Raw genomic sequence first — 20,716 nt, forward strand, 5'->3', positions numbered from 1 at the left:
TATTGCTAGCATCCTAGAGAGCTACCAGTCAACCCAGGGAGAGCGACGATGAATCTGAGCTTCGACCACCTCGGCCTGCTCAGCGACACAGCCGAGAAGAACCAGGACCTGGCCGACTTCTTCGCCGGCGTCCTCGGCCTCGAGGTCGACGGCGACGCGAGCCAGGGGTACGCCGAGGTGAAGGCGGGCGCGATCACGATCGCCCTGCACACCGGGGCGATGATCGACGACTTCGGCCCGCACGGCGGCACCCTGCTGCAGTTCCGCAGTGACGACGTCCGCGCCGATGTGGAGGAGATCCGCGGCCGCGGCGGCAAGATCGCCCTCGAGGCAGTGGACACCGATTGGGGGACGACCTCCGCGTACGTCGCCGGACCGCACGGCGTCCTCGTGGAGCTCTACGAGTGGACGACGCGCAAGTAGGTGGTGTCGCGTTTGTGCAGGGTGATCGGCAGCACGACGTTGCGCGGGGCGGCCGGGTTGGCCAACAGGTCGACCGCGGCGCGACCCATGTCGTGCACCGGAAGAGACGCGGCGGCGACGGTGAGCGGAAGGACGCTCGCGGGGCCGGCATCGTCCATCCCGGCCAGTTCGATGTCGCCGGGGACCTCGTAGCCGAGATGGGCGAGGTCGCGGGCGGCTGTCGTGACGATGAAGCCGTCTGAGCACAGCAGCACGGTGGGCGGCTCGGAGTGGTTCAGTAGCGCGGCCAACCGAGCCTTGCGGGCCTCAGGGGTCAGGAACTGGTGCGTGGTGAGCGCAGTGAGGTCCGGCCGGGTCACCAGGCCGTGAGCGCGGAGCGCTTGCTGGTGACCACTGAGGCGGTCCCGCACGCTGGTGCAGTCGACCTCGCCCCACAGCGTGGCCATCCGACGGTGCCCCAATCCGATCAGGTACGTCGTGAGCTCGTACCCGACGGCGAATTGATCAGCCAGAACCGCGTCGGTCGGCACGTCGGGTTGGTACCGGTCGATCAGCACTACCGGCAGCGAGAGCTCACGGAGTACCTGCGACGAACCCTCCACCGGGTAGAGCGCGATCCCACCCACTCCGCCCGCCACTGCACGCCGGAGCGCGCGCTCCTGGAGTTCCAGCGAGCCCTTGCTGTCATAGAGGACCAGCTCGAACCCGAGCTCCTCGCACCGCGACTCCACGCCGCTGATGATCCCCTCCTTCACCGGCCCTTGCCCGTGAATCACCAGCGCGACCGCACGCCGCCGTAGCGGTGCAGGCTCTTGCGAAGGGCGCTCGGCGACGAACGTCCCGCGCCCCTGCTGCCGGACCAGCACTCCCTCGGCGACCAGATCGTTCAGTGCGCGGATCGCAGTCGTCGTACTGACGCCGTACCGCTCGCAGACCTCGCGCTGGGTGATGAACGGCCGGTCCGGGGTGTGACCGCCCTGGGCGATCAGCGCGAGCAACTCCCGCTTCACCTGCTCGTACCTGGGGAGCATTTGCACCACCCTCGAATCCTTTGCCGTGTTAATGCATTAAATCCTACGGTTCGATCATGCGACTCCTCGCCACCGCCCTGACTACCGCCCTGACTACCGCACTGACCACCGCCCTGCTGGCCGCCGGACTACACTCCACGGCCACCGCTGCCCCGGCAGCAACCGCAGCCGCGACCACCATGACCGCCGACTTCTCGGTCGACAAAGGCCCGGCGTACGCCGAGGTCTTCGGCTCCGGCATCAATGTCCCGTCCCTCACCGACACCGCCAAGATCGACACCCTGCACCAGGCCGGCACCCGCTTCGTCCGCGGTGACGCCTACCTGCAGCAGATCCTGCCCAAGAGCACCATCGAGGACTACCAGGCCAGTGTCGACGCGGGGGACAAGCCGGGCAGCGTCTCCGACCCGAACACCTGGAACTGGCAGGACTACGCCTGGATCGACGCGCATCACCAGCGCGGCACCAAGACGATCCTGATCCTGAGCTACTCGGCCGACTGGCTCGGCTACCACCCGGACAAGTGGCCGGACACCAGTCCTCCGAACGGCCCGGCCGGCTTCCGCGTCTACGAGGACGTCGTCAAGAAGATCTACCTGCGGTTCCGCCACAAGGTCGACCTCATCGAGGTGTGGAACGAACCGAACCTGGAGCGCTTCCTCAACCTGAAGAAGTCGCCCTGGGAGACCACGCCCGACGGCCAGCTCGTCGCCTACCAGCAGATCTACCAGCACGCGTACGACGCGATCCGCAGCGTCGACCAGGAGATCCCGATCGGCGGACCGGCCGTGTCCTGGCCGGACGAGGGGGTGCGCTGGGTCGACAAGCTGCTGGCGAACCCGGATCTCAAGAACAAGTTCGACTTCCTCAGCTACCACGAGTACAACCCGTACACGCAGTACCGCGGCGAAGCCGTCGAGACCATCCGGCAGCACGCGGCCGCGCAGGGCCGGCCGACCATCCCGATCTACGTGACCGAGTGGAACTACTCCGCGGCCTACGAGCGGGTCCTGATGAACGCGAGCGATGCCCGCAACCTCAGCTACTCGGCGCTGCGGCTGACGAACCTCTACAACCAGCGCGCGGCCGGGGCGAACGTCTTCGCCGACAACGACGAAGCCATCGACGCGGACTTCTTCGGTGTCCACAGCAACGGCATGCTCCCGGCCCGGGCCCGCGCCTACCAACTGCTCTCCCGCGACCTCGGTCTCGGCGACGGAGTCGGCAGACTCCGCCAGGTCTCCGCTCCCCCGAACCCCTCCACGGGCTTCGGCGCCGCCACCACCGCGGGCGGCGACAACGTCAGCTGGGTCGTCAACAACACCGCCGAGCCCCTCGAAGTCGCCCTGCAGCTCAAGGGTCTGGCCGGCTCGACCGTTGCGAACCTCTTCGAGGCTGGCCCGAACCAGAACCCGGTCACCCCGAAGTCCTCGCTCCCACTGACACTCAGCAGCGGTACGGCGAACCTCCGGCTGACCGTTCCGCCGTACTCGGTCGGTGGTGTCCGACTCGGAACCAATGCCCTAGGCAACAATCTCGCCCGGTCCGCGACAGCCACCGCCTCCTCGGTCAGCTCCGCCGACCCGCAACTCACCGCCGCCAACGTCATCGACGGCACCGTCGGCGTCCATGCCACCGGCGAATGGGCGTCGAACCAGGAGCTCAAGCCGACCCTCACACTCGCCTGGCCCACCGCGCAGGCCGTCGGCCGCGTCGTCCTGTTCGACCGCGCCAACCCGACCGACCAGATCCGCGCCGGCCGCCTCGTCTTCAGCGACGGCAGTACCGTCCCAGTCCCCGAACTACCCAACAGCGGCCTCGCCAAGGACATCACCTTCGCACCGCGCAGTACGACGTCGGTCCGGCTCGAGGTCAGCAACGGCGCCGGCCTGAACGTCGGCCTGTCCGAGATCCAGGTGTACGACGGTGCTGACGTCGCTCGCGAAGGCACCATCACGGCCAGCACGGGTTCGCCGTACAACGCGATCGACAGCCGCCCGGCCTCGGAGTGGGTCTCGACCGAGACGAACCCGTCGGTCCGGATCGACTGGGTGAACACACACCAGCTCGACCGCATCGTCCTCAACGACCGCCCCGATCCCGTCAGCAACATCACCGGCGGCACTCTGACCTTCAGCGACGGCAGCAGCCTCGCCATCACCGGTATCCCGGCCGACGGCTCGGCGAAGGTCGTGAGCTTCCCGGCCAAGTCAGTGACGTGGGTCAAGTTCGCCGCGGCCGGTTCGGGCAGCAACGTCGGCCTGTCGCAGATCCGCACCCTGTCCGCCCCGAACATCGCCTCCAGCGCCGTGGCGACGGCATCATCGGCGTACCAGAACGATCCCGCGTACGGCGCTCCGGCCGCGACCGACGGTGTGGTCAACCAATGGTTCGCGGGCGAATGGGGTTCCAACGGTGAGGTGAATCCCCAGCTCACGTTGACCTGGGCAACTCCGCAGCGCCTCAGCCAGGTCATCCTGTTCGACCGCAGCAACCTCGAGGACCAGGCGCGCGGCGGCACCCTCACCTTCAGCGACGGCAGCAAGGTCACCGTCTCCGGCATCGACAACTCCGGCACCGGCCTCGTCGTCAACTTCCCGGCCCGCACCACCACCTCGCTGCTCTTCGAGGTCGCCGGCGGCCAAGGCCTCAACAACGGCCTCGCCGAGATCCAGGCGTTCGCCGTCAACGACACCCACCGCATCGAGTCCGTCGACAAGCCCGGCAAGTTCTGGCGGCACCGCGACGGCTTGGCCCGCATCGACCTTCCCGGTCAACCTGCGGGCAGCCCCGACGCGGACTTCGACTTCCGCGTCGTCGCCGGCCTCGCCGATCGCGACGCCGTCGCCTTCCAGTCCGTCAACTACCCCGGCTCCTACCTCCGGCACGCCAACGGCCTCCTCCGACTGGATGCCTACAGCAACCAACCCCTCTACCGCGCGGACGCCACCTTCCACCCCGACGGCCGCATGTTCCGGGCCCACAACTACCCCGCCAGCACCATCCGGCACACCGCCGACGGCCAACTCCAGATCGGCCCCGGCACCACCCCCGCCGCGGAGTTCTCGCTCCGCTAGCCGGGATTTCGGTTTCCGATTTCGACCCTGTTCGAATGGTCCATCGACGACTTCGAGCAGGGTGGAACGGGTTGCCGCACCCACCGGTCAATCGTTGGAATACCAGGGCCCACGCCCAACCGTCCCGAAGAGAGCACCCATGCCCAGTGCCCACTCACGCCGGCGCCACCTCTGGCGCCGGACCGGCCGGATAGCGATCTCCACCACGGTCGCCTCCGCCCTGATCGCCACCCTCTGGGGCCCCGCGGCCAACGCCGCACCCCTCAAGGACGACCCTGCCTGGAAGCCCCAGAAGGAGAAGTCCGTCCCCACCAAGAACTTCAAGCCGATACCGAAAACCGCGGATGCGGCCGAGGCCGCAGCCGCGAAACCCGCGTCGCGGAAGGTCTCCTGGCCGGCGGCAGGCTCGGCCGAGGTCGCCGTACCCGCCGTGTCGTCCGACTGGTCGGCGATGCTCGCGGGCGGTCGTCAGGCCGGCGCCAAGGCCCAGGCCGGCAAGCTGCCGATCTGGATCGGCGCCGCGCCGGCCCGCACAACCTCCGCGGCGACCGCCGCCGACGTGACACCCACCAAGCTCAAGGTCGACCTGGCCCGCCGCTCGACCGACGGCCTGACCGTCAAGCTGACCCGCGCCGACGGCCTCAAGAAGGCCGGCAAGGTCTCGCTCCAGCTGCGCTACGAGGAGTTCCGGGACGCCTTCGGCGGCGACTGGGCGACCCGGCTGCGGCTGATCGACCAGTCGACCGGCAAGGCCGTACCCGTCCAGAACAACGGGTCGGGAACGCTCACCGGCGACGTACCGGTCGCAGCGACCGGTACGACGTACGCCATGGTGGCCGCCGCCGACGGAGGCGCGGGAAACTTCGGTGCCTCCGCCCTCGCTCCGACGGCGACCTGGCAGGTCGGCGGTTCCTCCGGCGACTTCGCCTGGAACTACCCCATGAGCGTTCCGCCGAGCAACGGTGGACCGACACCGCAACTGGCCCTGAGCTACTCCTCGGGCAGTGTCGACGGCCGCACCTCGGCCACGAACAACCAGCCCACCTGGGCCGGCCAGGGCTTCGACCTCAACCCCGGTGGCTCGATCGAGCAGCGCTACGCCTCCTGCGGCTCGAAGTCCGAGAGCTCCGGCAACAACGGCACGAAGGTCACCGGTGATCTGTGCTGGGCCACCGAGAACGCCACGATGACGCTGAACGGCAAGGGCGGCGAACTGGTGCGCGACGACGCGACCGGGAAATGGCGTCCACGCAACGACGACGGCTCGCGGATCGAGAAGCTGTCCGGCGCCGACAACGGCGACGACGGCGCGACCCCGGAGACCCGGGGCGAGCACTGGCTGCTGACGACCAAGGAAGGCACGAAGTACTACTTCGGTCTGAACAAGCTGCCCGGTGCGTCCACCCAGCGCACGAACTCCAGCTGGACGGTCCCGGTGTTCGGCAACCACCAGGGCGAGCAGTGCCACCAGACCGCCTTCGCCGACTCGTGGTGCCAGCAGACCTACAAGTGGAACCTCGACTACGTCGTCGACCGGCACGGCAACACGATGAGCCTGTACTACGACACCGAGCCCAACTACTACGGCCGCAACCAGACGGCGACCGCGGTGACGCCGTACATCCGTGGCGGCAACATCCGCACCATCGAGTACGGCCAGCGCGAAGGCGCGCTCTACACCACACCACCGGTCGGCCGGGTGCAGTTCACCACGACCGAGCGCTGCCTGGACGGCAGTACCTGTTCGGCCCCGGCGGACTACCCCGACGTCCCACTCGACCAGCGCTGCATCGGCGCCGGTGGCGCGCCGCCGGCCAACTGCGACAACAAGTTCAACGCGACGTTCTTCACCACCAGGAAGCTGTCCAAGATCAGCACCGAGGTCGCGCGTGGCACCACCTTCACGCCGGTCACGAGCTGGACCCTGCGGCACACCTTCCCCGACAACAGCGACGGCACCAAGCCGGGGCTGTGGCTGGAGGCCATCACCTCGGCCGGTCACGTCGGCAACGCCGGCGGGATCGCGATTCCCGAGGTGAACTTCGACGGTGTCCAGCTCGCCAACCGGGTCGACGCGGTCGGCGACAACCTGCCCGAGATGAAGTGGTGGCGGATCAACCGCGTCAACTACGGCACCGGCGGGCAGCTGGCGGTCGAGTACTACCCCACCGACTGCAAACCCGGTGACGTCCCGGCCCCGGCAACCAACGAGCGGCGCTGCCACCCGATGAAGTGGACCCCGCCCGGCTCGACGACCGAACGCACCGACTGGTTCCACAAGTACGTCGTGAAGACCGTGACCGAGAGCGACCTGATCTCGGGGACCGAGCCGATGGTCACGACGGTCAGCTACCCGCGGCCGCCGGCCTGGCGTCACGACGACGAGGACGGCCTCGTCGAGATCGGCCAGAAGACCTGGTCGCAGTGGCGCGGGTACGACCTGGTCGAAGTCCGCAAGGGCAACGCCGGTGGTCCGCAGACCCTGACCGTCAACCGCTTCTACCGCGGCATGGACGGCGACAAGCTGAACGACACCGGCGGTGTCAAGCACGTCACGATCAAGGACTCCACCGGAGCCGAGGTCCCCGACCTGTCGCCCTTGTCCGGTCAGCCGCGCGAGGTCTCCAACTACAACGGCACCGAGCTCGTCGACCGCACGATCACCGACCAGTGGGTGTCGGACCCGACATCGACCCGGGTCCGCAGCTGGGGAACGACCAGCGCGTTCCAGACCCAGCAGTCCGGCAACCGGCAGGTGGAGACACTTCCGGGCGGCAAGGAGCGGCAGAGCGTCTCGACGAATTCGTACGACGGCAACGGTGTGCTGCTCAGCAGCAACAAGCTCAACGACCTGAGCACCGCGGCCGACGACACCTGCACGACCATGGAGTACACCAAGAACGATGCCCTCGGCATCGTCGAGGTCCCGAAGCGTGAACTCACCGTCGGCGTGGCCTGCGGCAAGACGTACGCGCAGGACCAGGTCATCTCCGACGTCCGGACCTACTACGACGACGCCACCTCGGTCGACGCCGCCCCCACCAAGGGCAATGTCACCAAGACCGAGCGGCTGAAGAGCTTCGCCGCCGACGGCACTCCGCAGTACCAGACCGCGAGCGCCGTCAAGTACGACGCCCTCGGCCGGACGGTGGAGATGACCAACACCATCGGCCAGAAGAGTGTCACCAGCTACACGCCGGCCGGCGCCGGTCCGGTCACGAAGGTCGAGTCGACCAACCCGGTCGGGCAGAAGACCACCATCGAGCTCGAGCCTGCCTGGGGCACGCAGCTGTCCACGACCGACATCGCCGGGAAGCGCACCGAGGCCACCTACGACCCGCTGGGCCGGACCACCAAGGTCTGGTACCCGGGGCACAGCGGCTCGGCCACCTTCGCCGCCAAGACCGCCGGCAAGGCCGGTGCGAATGTCGCGGGCCTGTCCGCGGCCTCCGACAACTCCGCCGTCCCGGACGTCGAATACACCTACGGCATCCACTCCGACGCGCCGATGTCGGTCACGACCAAGACACTGCAGACCGACGGCAGCATCGACAGCACCATTCAGCTGTACGACGGCCTGATGCGCCCGCGCCAGACCCAGCAGGCCGCGCAAGGTGGCGGCCGGGTCGTCAACGAGGCGCTCTACGACAGCCGCGGTCTCGAGGTCAAGGAGAACGGGCCGTACTACAACGACGCCCCGCCGGTCGCCGAGGTGGCGATCCCGGAAGAGGCGCAGCTGCCGACCCAGAAGGTCACCGAGTACGACCTGGCCGGCCGTCCGACGGTCGAGAAGTTCGTCTCCGAGAACTCGGTGAAGTGGCAGACCAAGCACCTGTACACCGGTGACGGCGAGGCGGTCGAGCCGCCGAACGGGGAGACCCCGACGCAGCGGATCACCGACGTCCAGGGCCGGCTGCTGGAGTACCGCCAGTTCACCGGCGACACCGCGTCCGGCACCTACGACAAGACCACCTACACCTACGACAAGCGCGGACTGCTGCAGGCGGTCGAGGACCCGGCGGGCAACCGCTGGTCCTACGAGTACGACGTCCGCAACCGTAAGACCAAGGAGGTCGACCCCGACAAGGGCATCACCACCTTCACCTACGACGACCTCGACCGGATCGCGACCAAGACCGACCCCAGCGGCACTCTCGCCTATGACTACGACGAGCTCGGCCGCAGCAAGTCGGTGCACGAGGGAACCCTGGCCGGTCCCAAGCGGGCCGAGTGGACGTTCGACACGCTGCTGGCCGGCATGCCGACCTCGTCGACCCGGTACGACGCCAAGGGCAACGCCTTCACCAACCGGGTCACCGGCTACGACGCCGTCGGCCGGGCCCTCGGCAACGAGTACGTCATCCCGCCCTCGGAAGGCGCACTGGCCGGTACCTATCGGTTCGAGAGCACCTACCGCGAGGACGGCACCGTCGACACCGAGAAGCTTCCCGGCGTCGGCGGCCTGCCGGCGGAGACGCTGACCCACGGCTACGACGCCGAGGACCAGCCCTCCACCCTGAAGTCCGACACCACCACGTATGTCCGTGGTACGTCGTACACGCCGTTCGGTGAGGTCCAGAAGGTCACGCTGGGCTCGACCGGAGGCAAGTGGGTCCAGCTCGGCTACCAGTACGAGACGGGCTCCCGCCGGCTCCAGGCAGTGGTCACGGAGAAGGAGACATTGCCCCGGCGGATCTCCGAGGTGCAGTACGGCTACGACGACTCCGGCAACATCAAGCAGATCACCGACACCCCGTCGGCGACCACTGGGGAGAAGACCGACACCCAGTGCTTCAACTACGACTACCTGCGCCGGATGACCGCGGCCTGGACCCCGGCCCCGGACGCGGACAACAACGCCGGTGACTGCTCGGCAGCTCCGACCGCGGCCGGGCTGGGTGGCCCGGCGCCGTACTGGCAGTCGTGGACGTTCGACAAGATCGGCAATCGCCAGACCGAGACGAAGACCTGGAACGGCGGCTCCACCACGGCCACCTACACCTACCCGAACGCCGGGCAGGCGCAGCCGCACGCGGTCCAGAAGGTGGTCACCACCGGTACCGGGATGCCGGCCGGCGGACGGACCGACAGCTACACCTACAACGGTACCGGTGACCGGACCAGCCGGACCGTCGCCGGAGTCGGCGAGAACTACAGCTGGGACGCCGACGGCAACCTGGAGAAGGTCACCAAGGGCAGCCAGGAGACCAGCTACCTGTACGACGCCAACAACACCCGGCTGCTGCGCAAGGACAACACCGGGACGACGCTGTACCTCGGCGACACCGAGCTGCTGCTCAAGCCGAACGCGACCGTTGCCGAAGGCACCCGGTACTACCAGCACGGCGAGAAGACGATCGCCATCCGGTCCAAGGGCGAGCTGACCTGGCTCGGCGCGGACCACCACGCGACGTCGACCACGGCGGTCAGCGACAACGCCGCCCAGACGGTGCAGAAGCGCCGGCAGGACCCCTACGGCAACAGCCGCGGGACCGCACCGGCGGCGTGGCCGGGCCAGCGTGGCTTCGTGGACGGTACCGAGGACGCCAGCACGGGTCTGGTCCATCTCGGCGCCCGCGAGTACGACCCGACGATCGGCAAGTTCATCTCGGTCGACCCGGTGATGAACCCGGACGACCCCCAGGCGCTGAACGCCTACGTGTACGGGAACAACAACCCGATCACCTTCAGCGACCCCGACGGGATGTCGTGGTTCAGCAGCATCGTCGAGAGCATCAAGACGGTCGCCACCACGGTCACCAACCGGGTCGTGGAGACGTTCAAGGAGACGATCAACGTCGCCTCGACGGTGATCAACTACGTGCAGGACGCAGCGACGAAGGTCGTCGAGGCGGTCGCGTACGTCGTCACCCACCCGGTCGAAGTGATCAAGAAGATCGAGAAGACCATCAAGACCGTGGTGAAGACCGCGATCAAGGTCGCGGTCAAGGTGGCCAAGAAGGTCAACGACATCCGCAAGGATCCCGTCGGTGAGCTGAAGAAGGCTGCCGCCGCGGCGGTCAAAACGGCCAAGGCGGTCGCCCATCAGGTCGCCGCGGTGGCGCAGAAGGCCGCCAAATGGGTCTACGAGAACCGCGCCATGATCCTGCAGGTGGTCGCCGAGATCGCTCTCGAGGTGGCCGTCGGAGCACTGACCGGGGGCGTCGGCATCCTGGCCGTGCGCGGTGTGATGGCCCTGGTCCGGGTCGCGTCGAGCATCAAGCGGGCCAGTCAGATCGCCCGGGCCGCTCAGAAGGTCGAGCGGATGATGACCTCGGCCGAGAAGGCGTCGAAGGTCAAGGGCCGGACCGAGGTCGGGCAGTCGTACGCCAAACACCGCCGGACGGCCGGCGGCAAGCGGGCCAACAGCGTTTACGAGCACGTCCCCGACAAGGAGGTGAACGGCGCCGGCAGCAGGACCCTGCGCAACCTGCTGGAGGATCCGAGAACGGCTGTCCAGCAGTACACCCACAAGGACTTCGGTAAGGTCAGCGAGTACCGGTTGCCGGACTCGGCGGCACGCTTCAACGGGCGGAAGGGGGAGGACTTCGTGGGCCTCATCAACCCGTGGTGATGCTGGAGGACAACGGCCGGCTGATCGAGGTCACCGAGCTGGCCGACGGGTCCGCCGACACCGCAATGATCTACGAGGTCTGGGACATCACCGTCGGAGACAACGGCGGCCAGCTGTTCACGCTGACCGAGCGGGGTGACCGGGTCGAGCTGAGCGTGGCCAAGGAGTCGGTCGACCTCGGCCTGGTACTCCGGGTGGCTGCCGAGTTCGGGCTCACCGCGCCGGACTGATCGGCACCGGGACCGGGCACCGTTTCGAGCTGAACCGAAACGGTGTCCGGTCCTTTCGACGCATGTGATGGTGGGCAGGGCCCAGCGCCAGGTCGCTTCGGCTTGCCCGTTTCGTGAGGTCTTCACAGTGAGGTGATCGCAAGATGCGATGGGGAGCACTGACGGCAGGACTTGCCGCTGCAGGGTTGTTGTGGACGTCGGCGGTGGTTCCCGCCGAACCCGCCAGGGCGGCGCAGACCGGACCGGAGGCAGCGCCACCGGCTGTGGACCTTTCGCCGATGGGCAAGGCGGCAACGGCTGCCAAGCAGAGCGGCCACCGGGTCGAGATCGAGAACCTGCGGTCGGAGACCGCGGAGGTGTTCGCCAATCCGGACGGAACCAAGACCATGGAGCAGCACGCGCTGCCGGTCCGGGTCCGGCAGGGGCAACGGTGGACGACTCCGGACGCCACCCTGGTCAAGGGAGCCGACGGGAGCATCCGGCCGAAGGCCGCGGTCACGCCGATCGTGTTGTCCGGTGGGGGTTCCGGTCAGCTGCTGACGATCGGGAAGCGCGGGCAGCGGATCAGCATGGGGTGGCCTGGCGTGTTGCCGGCACCGCGGTTGGCGGGCGACACAGCGACGTACCCGGAGGTCCTGCCGGGAGTGGACCTGCGGATCGTTGTCGGCGTCACCGACTTCCAGCATCTGCTGGTGGTCAAGAACCGCGCCGCCGCGGCGAACCCGGCGCTGCGGACGCTGCGCTACCCGATCAGCAGTGACAGCCTGAGGCTGTCGGTCCGCGAGGACGGTACGACGGTTGCCCAGGGCAAGAAGGGTGAGACCGTCTTCACCGCTCCCCCGCCGGCCATGTGGGACGCGACCGAGAAGCCGGCCCGGCTCGGGATCACGTTGTCCGGCTCGACGATGTCGCTGACGCCGGACCGCGAGCTGCTCACCGGTCCGAAGACGAAGTACCCGGTGCTGATCGACCCGTCGATCGGTGGCGGGCTGGTGAACTGGCTGCACGTCAGCACGAAGATGACCGGCAGCGACCAGGGCTGGACCTACGACCGCAACGACGAGGGCGCCAAGATGGGCGCGATCTACGGCGAGTCGAGCCAGAAGTACCGGTCGATGTTCTTGATGAACACCACCAACGGCGCCCAGACGATCGCCGGCAGCCATGTCATCAGCGCCACCTTCCGGATCACCATCAACAAGTCGCCGGACGGTACCGCCCGGCCGGTGCAGCTGTGGTGGCTGAACGACCTGCACACCACGGACGTGGTCAACTGGGGCAGCCAGGAGGGTTACTGGCGCGAGAACGTCGCGACGTCGTACGGCGAGGCCTATCCCTGGAACGAGGACAACCCGATCGAGTTCGGCAACGAGCGGCTCCGGCAGATCCTGCAGGGGGTCGCCGACGCGCGGAGTCCCCAGGTGTCGTTCGGGCTGCGGGCCGCGAACGAGGGCGACCAGCTGCAGTGGAAGAAGTTCCACCCGAACACCGCGGTCATCTCGATCACCTACAACACCCCGCCGCGGATCCCGAAGAGCTTCAACTTCACCCGTCCGCAGCCCTGCGCCCCCCAGGACAAGCCGCTGCCGATCGCCACCCTGCAGCCGCAGTTCGGGGCGATCGCCAACGACCCCGACGCCGGTGACAACGTCACCACCAAGCTGCAGATCGTCGACGAGACCGGGGCCGAGGCCTGGTCCTCCGACGTCGGCCCGACGGTCAGCGGCGCGGCGTTCTCGTGGCCGGAGGTCCCCGCCGACAAGCTGGTGTCCGGCAAGAAGTACAGGTACACCGCGACATCGCGCGACGACGTCGAGAGCGGCGCGACGACGCCGGCCTGCTGGTTCGTGGTCGACAAGGTCAAGCCGGCGACCCCGGTGGTGACGTCGAGCGACTTCCCGAACGGCGAGCCCGTGCTGCAGATCCGGACGGCCGGCAAGGTCACCTTCAAGGTGGGCTCGGCCGCGGACACCGACGTCACCGAGTTCCTGTTCGGCTACCAGCAGGACAAGATGACGATGCGGGTCAAGGCGATCAACGGCCAGGCCACGATTCCGGCCACCGTCTTCGTCGATCCGGCGACCCAGACGCCGTCTGCCACCCTGTTCGTGAAGGCGGTCGACAGCGCCGGCAACATCAGCGAGAAGTTCAAGCAATGGAGCCTGCAGGCCCTCGACGACAGCCCGCCACCGGTGACCCACGTCCGCAACGACGTCAACGGTGACGGCCGGGCCGACATCACGTCGGTGGTCGACCACGGCTTCGGCCGGACCACGGTCTGGAACTTCGACTCCCAGGGCGACAGCACCTACTACCCCGGCTACATCGGCTGGGACAGTCGTGAGGGCGGCGGCTTCAACCTGTACCGCACGCGGCCTGTCCAGGGCGACCTCGACGGCGACGGCCGGACCGACCTGGCGCTGTTCCGTGAAGGCGCCGGCCGCCAGATCTATCTGTACAAGCTCACCTCGGACGGCAACCGGTACGACGCGCCGCCGGCGCTGTGGAGCAGCGGGCCGAACGGCTGGCCCCTGAGCACGGCACGGATGATCGGCGGTGACGTCGACGGCGACGGCAAGGCCGACCTCGTCGTACAGAACGCCGGCAGCGGCAACTGGAGCGCACTGGTGTTCCGGGCCGCGAACAACTTCTCGGCGCCGACCACCTGGACGACCTCGGCCGCGGGCAATCCGTGGTCGGCGAGCGCTCCGCTGCTGGCCGACGTCGACGGGGACAAGAAGCTCGACCTGCTCAGTGTGCGCAACCTGAACGGCTGCCGCACCACGGTCGACCTGTACAAGTCGACGGGGAGCGGGTTCGCGGCCGCCCAGACGATCTACGACTCGGGCGCGGGGAACCTCTGCTGGGAGAAGAGCCGCCCGGCGGTGGCCGACGTGGACGGCGACGGCAAGGACGACATCGTCGCTCTGTACGAGTACGGCACGGCCAACAACCAGACCGACGCCGGGCTCACAGTTCTCAAGTCCACCGGTACGGCGCTCACCCAGAGCTCGTGGTGGCGCAAGACGGTCGATCTCGACCTGTCCAAGGCGACCCTGACCACCGGCGACTACAACGCCGACGGCAAGGGCGACGCCGCCATCCTGTACGCCGGTGGCACCGCCCCGGTCGACCGCCAGGTCTTCAGCTTCCAGTCCTCCGGCACGGCGTTCGCCGACCGCGTACTGGGCTGGCAGGGCGAAGTCGGCGCGGTGACCGGTCCGAAGTTCGACATCGAGCACCGCGAGTACGAACTGGTCAACCGCAACAGCGGCAAGTGCCTGAACGTCTCGGGCGCCAGCGTCGACAATCTGGCCAAGTACATCCAGTACCAGTGCCTCCCGGTGGACCTCAACGCCAGGTTCCAGATCGCGCAGATCGCCGGCACCGACCAGTACGCCTTGAAACCGATGCACACGGCGACCGGTGAGGGGCCGCTGAAGTGTGCGGACATGGACAACTGGAGCATGCAGGACGGTGGCCAGCTGATCCAGTGGCCGTGCGGCAACGGGAACGGCGAGGCGACCGCCAACCAGCAGTTCACGCTCTCGTACGTCGACGGCGCCAGCTACGACACCGTCGTCCAACTGAAGCTCGCGCACAGCGGGAAGTGTCTGTCGATCATCGACGCGTCACCTGCCGACTATGCGCCGGTGCAGCAGGAGACCTGCGGGCAGGGGTCGAACCAGCAGTGGATTCTGCGGCCGTCGTACAACGCTGTACCGCTGGGCGAGAACCTGAACGCCAAGTACCGAACCTCGGCGGCGACCAACGCGGCGGCGGTGCTCGACGTACAGGACTGCCAGACCGACGACGGCGCCAACGTGCGGATGTGGGCCGAGGTCACCGGCAGTCTGTGCCAGTCCTGGAAGCTGCAGAGCCTCGGTGACGACCTGTACAAGATCGTCGACGGCAAGACCGCGAAGGTGCTGGACCTGGTCGGGTGCTCGAAACTGCCGGGGGCCTTCGTCAACTTGTGGACGAGCAACGAGTCCGAGTGTCAGCTGTGGCGGATCGAGCCGACACCTGGCGGCACCTACAGCGTCATCCAGGCCGGCAGCGGTCTCTCGATGGATGTTGCCGGGTGCAACCGGACGACCGATGCCGACGTGATCACGTGGTTCTACCACGGTGGTCCCTGTCAGCGGTGGAGCTTCCAGAAGCGTTAGCTGGGGTGGCGGGTGCGGTAGTTGCCGACCTTGTGGCGATTGCCGCACCGCTGCATCGAGCACCAGCGGCGGTTGCCGGGGCGTGAGGTGTCGTAGAACATCAGGGCGCAGTTGTCGCCCTCGCACATCCGGAGGCGAGCGACCTGGTCGCTTCCGATGATGTCGATCAGGTCCTGGGCGGCTGCGCCCAGGACCTGACGCATGGTGATGGGGGTACGGCGGCGGATCCGGCCGGCCTCGTCGAGCTCGGCCAGCGGCGGTTCGCCGACCGTGGCGTTGATGAGCGCGCGGTCCTCGGGGGTCAGCTGCCGCGTGGTGATGCCGGGCAGCGTCTTCGCGTCAGGGATCATGCCTGGTACGACGTGCCACAACAGCGCGCGGAATTCCTTCAGCCGTGCCAGGTCCGCTTTGGTGACGCGGACGTCGTCCGCGGTGAAGGGCAGGTCGGCCGCGAGGTAGGACTCGGCCAGCCAGGCGGCCGCGTCGTCCGGGGTGTGCAGGAGCTCGTAGCGGTCCCACGGGGGCGGGCCGCCGCTGAGGATCAGCTCCAGCGCGAAGCTGCCCGGATCGAAGGTGTGGCTCACCCCGTCCGTGCCGGTCAGACGTCTTGCCCCTGGCTTCATGTAACCACTATATTCGGTGTCTCACACCGGTTTAACCAGTTACAGGAGCATTCATGTCCGTCCAGGAGACCCTGCTCGACCTCGAGGACCAGCTGTGGCGCGCGAACCGCGAGGGCGACGGATCGTTCTACGCCCAGTGGCTGCGCGACGACGCGCTGGCCGTCAGCAAGTACGGCATCATCGACAAGACCGCCGCCGTCCCCGGGATCCAGGCCAACCACAACCCCTACCTGAAGACCCCGCGGACGGACGAGAAGGTGATCGTCATCGACGACCACACCGCGATCGTCACCTACCGCGTCGAGGTCACCGTCCTACTGGACGGCCAGGAACAGCAGTTCCCGTCGTACGCGAGCACCGTGTGGAACAACGGCTCCGGCGACTGGCGCGTCATCTTCCACCAGCAGACCGCTCTCTAGACGGCAGCCAGCAGGGCGTCGTCCAGCTCCTTGAGGAGCTTGGCCTTGGGGCGGGCCCCGACAACCGCCCAGATCGGCTGACCGTGGTGGAACAGCATCAGGGTCGGCAGGGCCATCACGCGATAGGCCGCGGAGATGGCCGGGTTCTCGTCGGCGTTCAGCTTCACGACCGTGAGCTGATCGTTGCGCTCGGCACCTATCTGGGTGAGGATCGGCAGGATCTGGTGGCACGGCCCGCACCACTGGGCCCAGTACTCGACGAGCACCGGCTTGTCGGAGCGCAGTACCAGCTCGTCGAAGGTGGTCTCGTCGACTGATCGCAGGTCACTCATGTTCGGTTCGTCCTCCAGCTCTCGGCATCGGTCAGGAGGTCGGTCAGCCGGCCTCGCAGCGCGGTGAGCTCAGCGATCCGCTGGTCCACCTCGGCGATCCGGATCCGGTACGCCGTCAGCGACGCCGGGCACACGTCGGCCCGGTCGTTACCGGCGCGCAGACACTCGATGAACGGGTACGTCTGCTCCGCGGTCAGGCCAAGGCTCAGCAACGCCTTCACCTCCCGCACGATCAGCACGTCCTCGGCGTCGTACGCGCGGTACCCGTTCGATTCGCGACGCGGCTTCAGCAGCCCCTGCGACTCGTAGTACCGCACCGCCTTGATCGTCACGCCGGCCGCTTGGGCCAAGTCCCCGATCCGCATCCCGCCTCCTCTGCCTCGACGCTAAACCCTGCCCCCAGGGTCAAGGTCAAGCCTAGGCTTCGTCGCTCGTCGGTTCGAAGCCGCAGCGCCGGCATCCGGGGTCGGCGCCCCGATAGTCGTGGACGTAGCCCCGCGACTTCTCCGACCTGCAGACCGTGCACGCCACGATCTTCAGGCAGTCGTCACCGAGCTGCTCCCGGTAAACGTGCGCGACGTCCGCCTTGCGCGCACCGCAGTCCGCGCAGGTGAAGGTCGCCGTACAGGAATCGCCGGCTCGGCGAGGGCTTCCCCAGTCGTGGAACGTTTGCGCCTGCATCTCCACCGCGCATCGCTTGCAGCGCCGGACCTGCTCGCAAGGATGGGCATCGGAGCGCATCGTCCACACATCGACCCGATGGAAGTTCAAGCGGCACAACAGCGGCTGGCTTGCCTGGAGTTGAGACATCAGGCATTGTCCGTCGCAGCACGCGTCGCCGTCCATCTCCAGGAGCGCAGTTGAGCGCACACCTCGGCACGTTCACCGCACCAGGCCTCCCCGCCGACGGACGGGTCGTCGAACGGACGGCGGTCCGCGGCGTGCTGTTCGACGGGCCGCGATTGTTGTTGCTGGGTTCACGCCACGGGGATTTCAAGTTCCCCGGGGGCGGAGTAGAGGCGGGTGAATCGTTCGCGGCGGCGCTGGTGCGCGAGTTCCAGGAGGAGTGCGCGTACGACGGAGTCGTGGTCGGTGCAGAGCTGGGCACGACGCGGGAAGAGGTGGCGGCCGAGGACACGGAGTACGAGGTGTTCGGCATGACGTCGCACTACTTCGCCTGCTCAGGCGGCACAGCCATGGGCGCCCAGCAGTTGGAGGGCTACGAGGCTGAGCTCGAACTGACACCGCGGTGGGTGACCGTCGCCGAGGCGTTGGCAGCCAACCGCGGTGTGTTGGACAGCGGTGTGGGCGTGATGCGGTGGCTCGTGCGTGAGACCGCCGTACTCAGCTGGCTGGCCGCACGAACTGAGTGAGCCACTCCCCCAGGACCTTGGCGCTGGCGTCGACCTGCGCCGGCCAGTCGAGGGCAGCGTCGTCAGCTGAGTCGGAGACGTGCTTGACGACCTTGACCGGTACGCCGAACTCACGGCACGCGTAGACGACGCCGTACGCCTCCATGTCGACCAGGTGCGCCCGCTCAGCCAGCCGATCCCGTACGGCGGGGTCGGCCACGAACACGTCGCCGGATGCCAGCACCGTCCCGTCACCGCCGTCGACCGGCAACTCCTCCTGCGGGTCGAGCCCGATCGCCCGGATCGCGTCCGCGTTCAGGTCGTGGTTGATCACCGAGCTCGGCAGGTAGATCCCGGACAGCCCGTCGCGCAGGGCGCCCGTCGTACCGACGTTCAGGACAACGAGGTCCGAGGTGTCACGCGACGCCAGCGCCCGCGCCATCGCAACCGCTGCCTGCGTCTTCCCGACACCGGTGATGACCACCGGCAGTCCCTCGGGAACGTAGCGCGCCTCACCTGGCACCGCACTGACCACCAAATAGTCGGTCATGTCAGAGAGATCCCTTCGGGACAACCCACTCGACCGGTTGCCCGGTAACCTTCGCGATCCGCTCGTAGTCCTCGTCGTAGTGCAGCACCGTCAGCCCGGCGAGCTCAGCCGTGCCCGCAATGATCAGATCCAGCAGCTTGAATCCGCGATGCTGACTCTTGGCCGCGAGCGCCCGATGCACGTCCAGCGCCCGGTCCATCACCTCAGTGGTGACATCTGCCCACCGCTGCTCGTGAAGATCCGCCCACATCCGCTCGTACGACCGTGGATCGGGTGCATTGTTCAGGCACTCGAGCAGAGCCATCTGACAGAAGGTCAGCCGGCCCTCGATCAGCAGGGCGTCGAAGCGCTGCTTGACCTCGATCTGCCGACCGCGCAGCACGACGACCGAGGTGTCCACCAGATAGGCGGCGCCGGCCATCATGCGCTGGGCGCCTCTCGCGCATCTTCCTCGAGCTTGCTCAAGTCACGACCGCCGCCATAACGCCACGCGTCAGCCGATCCACTCGTATCCAGCTCGACGTCATCCAAGGTCGCGATCAGAGCCCTGGCCCGTTGCCGTCGGGCGAACTCGTGCAAGGCGGCATTGATCGTCTCCACCTTGCTGTCGGTGCCCAGCTCGGCACGAGCGGCGTCCAGCCACTCGTCGTTCACATCTACGGAGATGCGCGTCACAGGAGCAACGGTACGCCAATCTCAAGCGAATAACGCACCAGTCGATCGCCTCTGTGCGCACCATATTCGACCCGAACGTGGTGCTACCCGACTGTTACGGTTGGTTCGCCGGTGCTGGTGGTCTCGCCCATCTCCTCGGCGATCCGCATCGCCTCTTCGATCAGGGTCTCGACGATCTTGGACTCGGGGACGGTCTTGATCACCTCGCCCTTGACGAAGATCTGGCCCTTGCCGTTGCCGGAGGCAACACCGAGGTCGGCCTCGCGGGCTTCGCCGGGACCGTTCACGACGCAGCCCATGACGGCGACGCGGAGCGGGACCTCCATGCCCTCGAGGCCGGCGGTGACCTGCTCGGCCAGCGTGTAGACGTCCACCTGGGCGCGGCCGCACGACGGGCAGGAGACGATCTCGAGCTTGCGCTCGCGCAGGTTCAGCGACTGCAGGATCTGCAGGCCGACCTTGACCTCCTCGACCGGCGGGGCCGACAGCGAGACGCGGATGGTGTCGCCGATGCCCTTGGACAGCAGCGCGCCGAACGCGGTCGCGGACTTGATCGTGCCCTGGAAGGCCGGGCCGGCCTCGGTGACGCCGAGGTGCAGCGGCCAGTCGCCGCGCTCGGACAGCAGCTCGTAGGCGCGGACCATGATGACCGGGTCGTTGTGCTTGACCGAGATCTTGAAGTCGTGGAAGTCGTGCTCCTCGAACAGTGAGGCTTCCCAGACCGCGGACTCGACCAGCGCCTCGGGCGTGGCCTTGCCGTACTTCTTCAGCAGCCGCGGGTCGAGCGAGCCGGCGTTGACGCCGATCCGGATCGAGGTGCCGTGGTCCTTGGCGGCGGCCGCGATCTCCTTGACCTGGTCGTCGAACTTGCGGATGTTGCCCGGGTTCACCCGGACCGCCGCACAGCCGGCCTCGATCGCGGCGAACACGTACTTCGGCTGGAAGTGGATGTCGGCGATCACCGGGATCTGCGAGTGCCGCGCGATCTCCGGCAGCGCGTCGGCGTCGTCCTGCGACGGGCAGGCGACCCGGACGATGTCGCAGCCGGCCGCGGTCAGCTCCGCGATCTGCTGCAGCGTGGTGTTGACGTCGGAGGTCAGGGTCGTCGTCATCGACTGCACCGAGACCGGCGCGTCGCCACCGACCAGCACCTTGCCCACCTTGATCTGGCGGGTCTTACGGCGCGGGGCCAGGACGGGCGGCGGCAGCGCGGGCATGCCCAGGGAGATGCTCATGATTCCTTACTCGTTCGGTGAGAGGG

At 67.7% G+C, this 20,716-nt stretch carries 16 protein-coding genes; 7 read left to right on the plus strand and 9 right to left on the minus strand.

Features of this window, described 5'->3' with window-relative positions; all coding sequences use genetic code 11:
- Positions 1-48 precede the first annotated feature (48 nt).
- Positions 49-423, plus strand: a complete 375-nt coding sequence (locus ACIA49_RS31960; protein WP_396381509.1) for a VOC family protein — start codon at positions 49-51, stop codon at positions 421-423.
- On the opposite strand, the gene ACIA49_RS31965 is transcribed toward ACIA49_RS31960, so the two are convergent.
- Positions 399-1,454 (minus strand): LacI family DNA-binding transcriptional regulator, encoded by a 1,056-nt coding sequence (locus ACIA49_RS31965; RefSeq protein ID WP_396381510.1) that lies wholly within the window; start codon positions 1,452-1,454, stop codon positions 399-401. The genes ACIA49_RS31960 and ACIA49_RS31965 overlap by 25 nt on opposite strands.
- Positions 1,455-1,510: 56 nt before the next feature.
- On the opposite strand from ACIA49_RS31965, the gene ACIA49_RS31970 reads away from it, so the two are divergent.
- From ACIA49_RS31970 to ACIA49_RS31985, 4 genes are all read left to right on the plus strand, one after another.
- Positions 1,511-4,531, plus strand: coding sequence for an AbfB domain-containing protein (locus ACIA49_RS31970; RefSeq protein WP_396381512.1), 3,021 nt, complete (start codon positions 1,511-1,513; stop codon positions 4,529-4,531).
- Between the two features lie 139 nt (positions 4,532-4,670).
- Positions 4,671-11,105 (plus strand): RHS repeat domain-containing protein, encoded by a 6,435-nt coding sequence (locus ACIA49_RS31975; protein WP_396381513.1) that lies wholly within the window; start codon positions 4,671-4,673, stop codon positions 11,103-11,105.
- Positions 11,099-11,335 carry a hypothetical protein gene (locus tag ACIA49_RS31980; protein ID WP_396381515.1) on the plus strand — a complete coding sequence of 79 codons (237 nt, stop codon included), beginning with the start codon at positions 11,099-11,101 and terminating at the stop codon, positions 11,333-11,335. The genes ACIA49_RS31975 and ACIA49_RS31980 overlap by 7 nt, the downstream gene beginning before the upstream one ends.
- Positions 11,336-11,478: 143 nt before the next feature.
- Complete coding sequence (locus tag ACIA49_RS31985; RefSeq protein WP_396381517.1) at positions 11,479-15,504, plus strand: RICIN domain-containing protein; 4,026 nt, start codon at positions 11,479-11,481, stop codon at positions 15,502-15,504.
- On the opposite strand, the gene ACIA49_RS31990 is transcribed toward ACIA49_RS31985, so the two are convergent.
- Entirely contained in the window at positions 15,501-16,127 is a 627-nt protein-coding gene (locus tag ACIA49_RS31990) for a CGNR zinc finger domain-containing protein (protein ID WP_396381518.1), read from the minus strand. The genes ACIA49_RS31985 and ACIA49_RS31990 overlap by 4 nt on opposite strands.
- Positions 16,128-16,180: 53 nt before the next feature.
- On the opposite strand from ACIA49_RS31990, the gene ACIA49_RS31995 reads away from it, so the two are divergent.
- Positions 16,181-16,546: a nuclear transport factor 2 family protein gene (locus tag ACIA49_RS31995; RefSeq protein ID WP_396381520.1), complete on the plus strand. Its 366-nt coding sequence runs from the start codon at positions 16,181-16,183 to the stop codon at positions 16,544-16,546.
- Here ACIA49_RS31995 and trxA read toward each other — a convergent pair.
- From trxA to ACIA49_RS32010, 3 genes are read right to left on the minus strand one after another with little or no spacing between them, the layout of a single operon-like run.
- A complete protein-coding gene (gene trxA / locus ACIA49_RS32000) occupies positions 16,543-16,878 on the minus strand; it encodes a thioredoxin (protein ID WP_396381521.1) in 336 nt (111 codons plus the stop codon). The genes ACIA49_RS31995 and trxA overlap by 4 nt on opposite strands.
- Positions 16,875-17,243, minus strand: coding sequence for a MerR family transcriptional regulator (locus ACIA49_RS32005; RefSeq protein ID WP_396381523.1), 369 nt, complete (start codon positions 17,241-17,243; stop codon positions 16,875-16,877). The genes trxA and ACIA49_RS32005 overlap by 4 nt, the downstream gene beginning before the upstream one ends.
- Before the next feature lie 52 nt (positions 17,244-17,295).
- Positions 17,296-17,724: a hypothetical protein gene (locus ACIA49_RS32010; RefSeq protein ID WP_396381525.1), complete on the minus strand. Its 429-nt coding sequence runs from the start codon at positions 17,722-17,724 to the stop codon at positions 17,296-17,298.
- Between the two features lie 14 nt (positions 17,725-17,738).
- Between ACIA49_RS32010 and ACIA49_RS32015 the strand changes: the two genes are divergently transcribed.
- Positions 17,739-18,251, plus strand: a complete 513-nt coding sequence (locus tag ACIA49_RS32015; protein ID WP_396381527.1) for an NUDIX domain-containing protein — start codon at positions 17,739-17,741, stop codon at positions 18,249-18,251.
- Here the strand turns inward: ACIA49_RS32015 and ACIA49_RS32020 are convergent.
- The 4 genes from ACIA49_RS32020 to ispG form a co-directional block, all read right to left on the minus strand.
- A complete protein-coding gene (locus tag ACIA49_RS32020) occupies positions 18,223-18,780 on the minus strand; it encodes a nucleosidase (RefSeq protein WP_396381529.1) in 558 nt (185 codons plus the stop codon). The two genes, ACIA49_RS32015 and ACIA49_RS32020, sit on opposite strands and share 29 nt — an antisense overlap.
- A 1-nt stretch (position 18,781) precedes the next feature.
- Entirely contained in the window at positions 18,782-19,204 is a 423-nt protein-coding gene (locus ACIA49_RS32025; RefSeq protein ID WP_396381531.1) for a PIN domain nuclease, read from the minus strand.
- Positions 19,201-19,455 (minus strand): type II toxin-antitoxin system VapB family antitoxin, encoded by a 255-nt coding sequence (locus tag ACIA49_RS32030; RefSeq protein WP_396381533.1) that lies wholly within the window; start codon positions 19,453-19,455, stop codon positions 19,201-19,203. Before ACIA49_RS32030 ends, ACIA49_RS32025 begins: the two co-directional genes overlap by 4 nt.
- Before the next feature lie 83 nt (positions 19,456-19,538).
- The gene (gene ispG / locus ACIA49_RS32035) at positions 19,539-20,690 is read right to left on the minus strand and encodes a flavodoxin-dependent (E)-4-hydroxy-3-methylbut-2-enyl-diphosphate synthase (RefSeq protein WP_396381535.1); all 1,152 of its coding nucleotides are present in this window, start codon (positions 20,688-20,690) and stop codon (positions 19,539-19,541) included.
- Positions 20,691-20,716 lie beyond the last annotated feature (26 nt).

Origin of the sequence: Kribbella sp. NPDC051587, assembly GCF_044453945.1 — a bacterium.
Classification (GTDB): domain Bacteria; phylum Actinomycetota; class Actinomycetes; order Propionibacteriales; family Kribbellaceae; genus Kribbella.

Bases quoted from the DNA above. Each gene is read 5' to 3' on its own strand.
- ACIA49_RS32020 (WP_396381529.1), bottom strand. From the start codon at position 18,780: ATGACCGACTATTTGGTGGTCAGTGCGGTGCCAGGTGAGGCGCGCTAC.
- ACIA49_RS31990 (WP_396381518.1), bottom strand. From the start codon at position 16,127: ATGAAGCCAGGGGCAAGACGTCTGACCGGCACGGACGGGGTGAGCCAC.
- ispG (WP_396381535.1), bottom strand. From the start codon at position 20,690: ATGAGCATCTCCCTGGGCATGCCCGCGCTGCCGCCGCCCGTCCTGGCC.
- ACIA49_RS31995 (WP_396381520.1), top strand. From the start codon at position 16,181: ATGTCCGTCCAGGAGACCCTGCTCGACCTCGAGGACCAGCTGTGGCGC.
- ACIA49_RS31975 (WP_396381513.1), top strand. From the start codon at position 4,671: ATGCCCAGTGCCCACTCACGCCGGCGCCACCTCTGGCGCCGGACCGGC.
- ACIA49_RS32025 (WP_396381531.1), bottom strand. From the start codon at position 19,204: ATGATGGCCGGCGCCGCCTATCTGGTGGACACCTCGGTCGTCGTGCTG.
- ACIA49_RS31985 (WP_396381517.1), top strand. From the start codon at position 11,479: ATGCGATGGGGAGCACTGACGGCAGGACTTGCCGCTGCAGGGTTGTTG.
- ACIA49_RS32010 (WP_396381525.1), bottom strand. From the start codon at position 17,724: ATGGACGGCGACGCGTGCTGCGACGGACAATGCCTGATGTCTCAACTC.
- ACIA49_RS31960 (WP_396381509.1), top strand. From the start codon at position 49: ATGAATCTGAGCTTCGACCACCTCGGCCTGCTCAGCGACACAGCCGAG.
- ACIA49_RS31965 (WP_396381510.1), bottom strand. From the start codon at position 1,454: ATGCTCCCCAGGTACGAGCAGGTGAAGCGGGAGTTGCTCGCGCTGATC.
- trxA (WP_396381521.1), bottom strand. From the start codon at position 16,878: ATGAGTGACCTGCGATCAGTCGACGAGACCACCTTCGACGAGCTGGTA.
- ACIA49_RS31970 (WP_396381512.1), top strand. From the start codon at position 1,511: ATGCGACTCCTCGCCACCGCCCTGACTACCGCCCTGACTACCGCACTG.
- ACIA49_RS32005 (WP_396381523.1), bottom strand. From the start codon at position 17,243: ATGCGGATCGGGGACTTGGCCCAAGCGGCCGGCGTGACGATCAAGGCG.